We start from the raw sequence: 6,134 nt of genomic DNA, 5'->3' as shown, positions 1-6,134 counted from the left end.
CCGAACGCACCGCCGCCGTGCACGAGGCGTCACCCACCGTCCGGTACCGCACCACCTCCACGAACCGCGTCTCACCCGCCCGCGGGGTGAAGAACTCGTTCACCGCATACAACATGCCGTCCCGCTCCACCACCTCACGCTCGTGCGCGAAGTAGATCGACGGCAACGGAATCCGCTCCCGGGCGATGTAGTGCCACACATCCAACTCGGTCCAGTTCGACAACGGGAACACCCGGATCGACTCACCCGGATGATGCCGACCGTTGTACAACGACCACAACTCCGGCCGCTGGTTCTTCGGATCCCACTGCCCGAACTCGTCCCGGAACGAGAACACCCGCTCCTTCGCCCGCGCCTTCTCCTCATCCCGCCGCGCCCCACCGAACAGCGCGTCGAACCGGTGCTTCTCCACCGCGTCCAACAACACCGGCGTCTGGATCCGGTTACGCATCCCGTCCCCGGACTCCCGCACCAACCCCCGCGTCAACGCCTCCGGCACCGACGCCACGATCAACTGCAACCCCAACTCCGCCACCCGACGATCCCGATACTCCAGAACCTCGGGAAAGTTGTGCCCCGTATCCACATGCATCACCGGAAACGGCACACTCGCCGGCGCAAACGCCTTCTGCGCCAACCGCAACATCACGATCGAATCCTTACCACCCGAGAAGAGCAGCACCGGCCGCTCCATCTCCGCAACCACCTCACGCATCACGAAGATGCTCTCCGCCTCCAGGGCATCGAGGTGGGAGACCTGGTACGTAGCGGGGGCGGTCATGACCCGGCCTCGATCCGCTCGGCTGCGCTCATGGATTCCAGACCTTTCCGGTCGGACACGTGAAGAAGACTGCTCAGGCTACCCGGAATGCCTCTGCAGCGCTGCAAGCAACCGGCTGGCGAGATCCTTGCGGCAGACCAGCAGATCCGGCAGGCGCGGGTCGGCCTCGTTGTATTTCAGCGCAGAACCGTCGATCCGGGAAGCATGCAGGCCGGTGGCCGTCGCCACAGCCACCGGAGCGGCCGAGTCCCACTCGTACTGGCCGCCCGCGTGGACGTACGCGTCGACCTCACCCGTCACCACAGCGGCGATCTTCGCCCCCGCCGAGCCCATCGGCACCAGATGAGCGCCCACATCGTCCGCCAGATCGGTCAGGAAAACCGGCGGACGGCTACGACTGGCCGCCAACCGGATGGTCCTTCCGCCGCCCGAGGTCGCCGCCTCCAGGGTCATCGGCGGGTACGCCGGCGGATGGTCCGTGCCCAGCACCCGGTGCTGCGCCGGCAACCCCACCGCCCCCGCCACCAGGCGGTGCGGCGTCGACGCCGTACGCGCCCACAACGCCACGTGCACCGCCCAGTCCGAACGGCCCTCCTCGGAGAACTCCCGGGTCCCGTCCAACGGGTCGACGATCCACACCCGGTCGGCGGTCAGCCGGGACACCGCCCCGGCGCTCACCTCCGCCGCCCACGCCAGCCGCGACCCCTCGTCCTCCTCCGAGAGAACCGCGTCCCCCGGCCGCCACTTCGCCAGCTCGGTGCGGATCAGGTCGTGCGAGACCTTGTCCCCGGCCGACCGCAACGCCCCCGGGTCGGCGAACCCCAGATCGGCCCGCACGCCCAGCAGCGCCTGCCCGGCCTGGGCCGCCAACCACCGGGCGAACGCGCCGTCGATCATCGGAGGACTGCCCACCACTCACTCCCGTCGCCTCGCCGCGACCCACCTCGCCGGCCACGGCCACCTGCCGGCCACGCCCACCTGCCGGCCGTGGTCCGCCGGAAAGGCGCAGACTACCGGCCGTACGACCGCCAGCCGCGCCGCCCCGCCCGGCTCAGGCCCCGTGATAGAGGTTCTGGGTCGGCTCCACACCCCGGGTGACCACCGACGCGACCACGTCCGCCGCCCGGTCCACCAGGAACTCCAACTCCTTGCGCTCCGCCGCCGAGAAGTCCGACAGCACGTAGTCGGCCGGGTCCTGCCGCCCCGGCGGCCGGCCGATGCCGAACCGCACCCGCACGTACTCCTTCGTCCCCAGCGACTTCGACATCGAACGCAGCCCGTTGTGCCCGCCCTCGCCGCCGCCGCACTTCACCCGCAGCTGGCCGTAGCCGATGTCCAGCTCGTCGTGGACCGCGATCACCCGCCCCGGCGGCACCTTGTGGAACTGCGCCAACCCGGCCACCGGCCCCCCGGAGAGGTTCATGTACGTCAGCGGCTTCATCAGCACCAGCTTCGGCCCGCCCAACCCGAGCCGGCCCTCGGCCACCTCGGCCACCGCCCGCCGGTGCCGACCGAACTTCCCGCCCACCCGGGCGGCCAGCAGCTCGGCCACCATGAAGCCCACGTTGTGCCGGTTACCCGCGTACTCCCGGCCCGGGTTGCCTAGGCCGACCACCAGCCACGGCCCCGCCTCGTCCGTCACGCCACACCCCTCCCGCTCGCCCGCCGCACCCGGCGGCCGGCCCAGACCCGGTCCCGACACGACGACAGGCGCCCCCGGGGTCGGGGACGCCTGTCGCACGGAAAGACTGACCGGTCAGGCCTCGGTCTTCGCCTCGGCCGGGGCCTCCTCGCCCTCGGCGGCCGGCGCCTCGGCACCCTCGGCGGCCTCCTCGCCAGCCTCGGCCTCGGCCTCCTCGGCGGGGGCCTCGACCTCGGGCAGCGTGGCCTCCAGCTGCTCGGCGGTCGGGGCGGCCGTCACGGCGGCGACCGGCAGCTCCGGGTCGGCGGCCAGCTCGACGCCCGACGGCAGCTCCACGTCGGCGGCGGTGACCTGCGTGCCGGCCTCCAGGCCCTCGATCGACGCCTCCAGGTGGTCCGGCACCTTGGTGGCGTCGGCGGTCACCGAGAGGGTGTCGTGGTCGTGCACGATCAGGGTGTCCTTCGCGGCCTCGCCGGTCAGCTGGACCGGGACCTCGACGGTGACCTTCTCGCCGCGGCGGACCAGCAGCAGGTCGACGTGCTCGAAGGTGTCCTTGATCGGGTCACGCTGGATCGCCTTCGGCAGCGCCAGCACCTGGGTGCCGTCGCTGACCTCGATCGCGAACAGCTGGTTGGCGCCGCCCTTACGGATCGCGGCGGCGAACTCACGCGCGGGCAGCGCGATGTGCTTCGGCTTCTCGGCGTGGCCGTACAGCACGGCGGGCACCATGCCGGCCCGGCGGGTACGGCGGGCACCACCCTTGCCGAACTCGGTACGGGGCTCGGCGCTGATCTTTACCTCGGACACGGGGAAACTCCTGATGCTTTTCGCTGCGGCGGCTTGTCGTCTTGCGGTGCTGGGGCGAGGGGCTCGCTGGGGCTCATGCGTCATGAACGACTGCCCGGAGCACCGCGTCGATCACGGTGCCTCCGTGCGGTGCTTTTCAGCGGCCCGCCGGGCACCCTCGCCGTGGCAACCGCAACAGTCTACCCGAGCTGAATACGCGCTCGACGGCAGTCCCCGCCCCGCGCGCTGTCAGGAGCGAAAACGCCCAACACCGCCGTGGGGGGGGCGCCCGCCCCACGACGATCACCTCAGCTCAGGCCACCGAAGAGGGTCGTCACCGAGCCGTCGTCGAAGACCTCCCGGATCGCCCGGGCCAGCAGCGGCGCGATCGACAGCACCGTGATCTTGTCGAGCTGCTTCTCCGGCGGCAACGGCAGCGTGTTCGTCACCACGACCTCGGTGATCGGGCTGTTCTTCAGCCGCTCGGTCGCCGGATCCGACAGCAACGCGTGGGTCGACGCCACCACGATCTCCGCCGCGCCCGACTCCCGCAGGATGTCGGCGGCCTTGGTGATCGTCCCACCGGTGTCGATCATGTCGTCGACGATCAGGCACACCCGACCCTCGACCTCACCGACCACCCGGTTCGCCACCACCTGGTTCGGCTTCAACGGATCCCGCGTCTTGTGGATGAACGCCAGCGGGCAACCGCCCAGCCGGTCGGTCCACCGCTCCGCCACCCGCACCCGGCCCGAGTCCGGCGCCACCACCGTCATCGGCCGCCCGGCGAACTTGCGCTCCACGTACTCGGCCAGCACGTCCATCGCGAACAGGTGGTCGACCGGGCCGTCGAAGAAGCCCTGGATCTGCGCGGTGTGCAGGTCCACCGTGAGGATGCGGTTCGCCCCCGCCGTCTTCAGCAGGTCCGCCACCAGCCGCGCCGAGATCGGCTCCCGGCCGCGGTGCTTCTTGTCCTGCCGCGAATACGGGTAGAACGGCAGGACCACGGTGATCCGCTTGGCCGACCCACGCTTCAGCGCATCGACCATGATCAGGGTCTCCATGACCCAGGTGTTGACCCCGTGCGTCACGGACTGCACCACGAAGGCGTCCGAACCACGCACCGAGTCCTTGAAACGCACGAAGATCTCGCCGTTGGCGAACTCGTACGCGTCGGCGGGCGTCGGCGCGATGCCGAGGACCTCACCGATCTCCCTGGCCAAGTCCGGGAAACCACGTCCGGAGAAGAGCATCAGGCTCTTGCGGTTTTCGGCGACGATGCTGCCCATGGGCCCGTCTGCTCCCGTTGGTCGGTTTGCCCGGCTGCGGTGTGGGGCCGGGGACTATCGGTTTGCAGTATCTCCCCCGCCTGACGGCCCCCGAACCGCCTCGGCGCCCTCGTGGATTGCCTCACCTTCCCTTGCGCCCACTATGCCCCAGGCGCATCCTCCGCCGCAGCCCGCAAAGCCCGCTCCGCAGCCTCCGCCGACGCCGTGCCGGCCCGCCTCCGGGCCACCCATCCCTCGATGCTGCGCTGCGGCGCGCGGGTTACCCCGAGCGCCCCCGGCGGCACGTCCTGGCTGATCGCGCTGCCCGCCGCGACGTACGCGCCCGGCCCCACCTCCACCGGGGCGATCAGGCTCGTGTCGCAGCCGATGAAGGCCGCCTCCCCCACCGTCGTGCGGTGCTTGTTCACCCCGTCGTAGTTCACGAAGATCGTCGCCGCGCCGATGTTGGCCCGCGCCCCGATCGTCGCGTCGCCCACGTACGACAGGTGCGGCACCTTCGCGCCCGCCCCGACCTCGGAGTTCTTCACCTCGACGAACGTGCCGACCTTGGCCTTCTCGGCCAACCGCGCCGCCGGCCGCAGGTACGCGTACGGCCCGACGCTGGCCCCCGCGCCGACCTCGGCGTCGACGGCGTGGCTGCGCAGCACCGTCGCACCCGGCCCGACCACCGTGTCGATCAGCGTCACGTCCGGGCCCACCACCGCCTCCGCGCCCACCACCGTCCGGCCGCGCAGCTGCGTGTTCTGGTCGATCACCGCGTCCCGGTCCACCGCGACCGTCACGTCGATCCAGGTCGTCGCCGGGTCCAGGATGCTCACCCCGGTGCGCATCCACGCCTCGTTGACCCGGTCGCGCAGCAGCCGGCGCAGCGCCGCCAACTCGACCCGGTCGTTGCAGCCCAGCGTCTCGACGTGGTCGGTGGCCACGTGCACCCCGACCGGCTCACCGGCGGAGACCAGCAGTGCGAAGACGTCCGTCAGGTACTCCTCGCCCTGGTCGTTGTCGGTGGAGAGCTTGCCCAGCGCGTCCCGCAGCCGCACCGCGTCGAACGCGTAGCTGCCGGCGTTGATCTCCCGCAGCGCCCGCTGCTCGGCCGTGGCGTCGCGCTCCTCGACGATCTGCCGCAGCCGGCCCGCCTCGTCCCGGACGATCCGCCCGAGCCCGGTGGGGTCGGGCACCTCGGCGGCGAGCACGGTCGCCGCCGCACCGGCCGCCTCGTGCGCGTCGACCAGCGCGGCGACCGTCTCGGGGCGCAGCAGCGGCACGTCTCCGTTGATCACGACCACGGTCCCCGCGGCGTCGGCGACGGCGTCGAGCGCGATCCGGACCGCGTGGCCGGTGCCGCGCTGCTCGGCCTGGAGCACCGGCACGGCCTCCGGGGCGACCTCGGCCAGGTGCGCCCGGACCCGGTCCGCCCCGTGGCCGACCACGACGACGGTACGGTCCGCCCGCAGGGGCCCGGTGGCGGTGAGCACGTGGCCGAGCAGGGTCCGGCCGAGCAGGGGATGCAGCACCTTGGGCAGCGCCGACTTCATCCGCTTGCCCTCCCCGGCGGCGAGCACGACGACGGTGCGGAGGTGGGGCTGGGACACGACGTGGCTCCCGTCGGGACGGCGACAGTCTCGCGGCCATGCTA

General features: G+C 71.6%; 5 protein-coding genes and 1 pseudogene. All 6 read right to left on the bottom strand.

Annotated features, from left to right (window positions below; translation table 11 throughout):
• On the bottom strand, positions 1–781 hold a 781-nt coding region (gene cysD, locus LPA42_RS06220; RefSeq protein ID WP_228986397.1), incomplete at its 3' end, for a sulfate adenylyltransferase subunit CysD.
• A gap of 78 nt (positions 782–859) precedes the next feature.
• On the bottom strand, positions 860–1,678 hold the full coding sequence (locus LPA42_RS06215; RefSeq protein WP_077936058.1) for an inositol monophosphatase family protein: 819 nt from the start codon (positions 1,676–1,678) through the stop codon (positions 860–862).
• Positions 1,679–1,832: 154 nt separating this feature from the next.
• Complete coding sequence (pth, locus tag LPA42_RS06210) at positions 1,833–2,423, bottom strand: aminoacyl-tRNA hydrolase (protein ID WP_077936057.1); 591 nt, start codon at positions 2,421–2,423, stop codon at positions 1,833–1,835.
• Positions 2,424–2,537: 114 nt separating this feature from the next.
• The gene (locus LPA42_RS06205; protein WP_043961799.1) at positions 2,538–3,230 is read right to left on the bottom strand and encodes a 50S ribosomal protein L25/general stress protein Ctc; all 693 of its coding nucleotides are present in this window, start codon (positions 3,228–3,230) and stop codon (positions 2,538–2,540) included.
• A gap of 287 nt (positions 3,231–3,517) precedes the next feature.
• Positions 3,518–4,498, bottom strand: a complete 981-nt coding sequence (locus LPA42_RS06200) for a ribose-phosphate diphosphokinase (protein ID WP_077936056.1) — start codon at positions 4,496–4,498, stop codon at positions 3,518–3,520.
• Between the two features lie 54 nt (positions 4,499–4,552).
• Positions 4,553–6,033 (bottom strand): annotated as a pseudogene (glmU, locus tag LPA42_RS06195) (bifunctional UDP-N-acetylglucosamine diphosphorylase/glucosamine-1-phosphate N-acetyltransferase GlmU).
• Positions 6,034–6,134 lie beyond the last annotated feature (101 nt).

The organism is Micromonospora sp. DH13, assembly GCF_020873825.1.
Lineage (GTDB): Bacteria > Actinomycetota > Actinomycetes > Mycobacteriales > Micromonosporaceae > Micromonospora > Micromonospora haikouensis.
The sequence above is the reverse complement of the archived record's forward strand: the minus strand, read 5'-3'. Positions and strand labels throughout refer to the sequence as shown.

Coding starts and splice junctions, on each gene's coding strand:
- LPA42_RS06215 (WP_077936058.1), bottom strand. CDS start 1,678: ATGATCGACGGCGCGTTCGCCCGGTGGTTGGCGGCCCAGGCCGGGCAG.
- LPA42_RS06200 (WP_077936056.1), bottom strand. CDS start 4,498: ATGGGCAGCATCGTCGCCGAAAACCGCAAGAGCCTGATGCTCTTCTCC.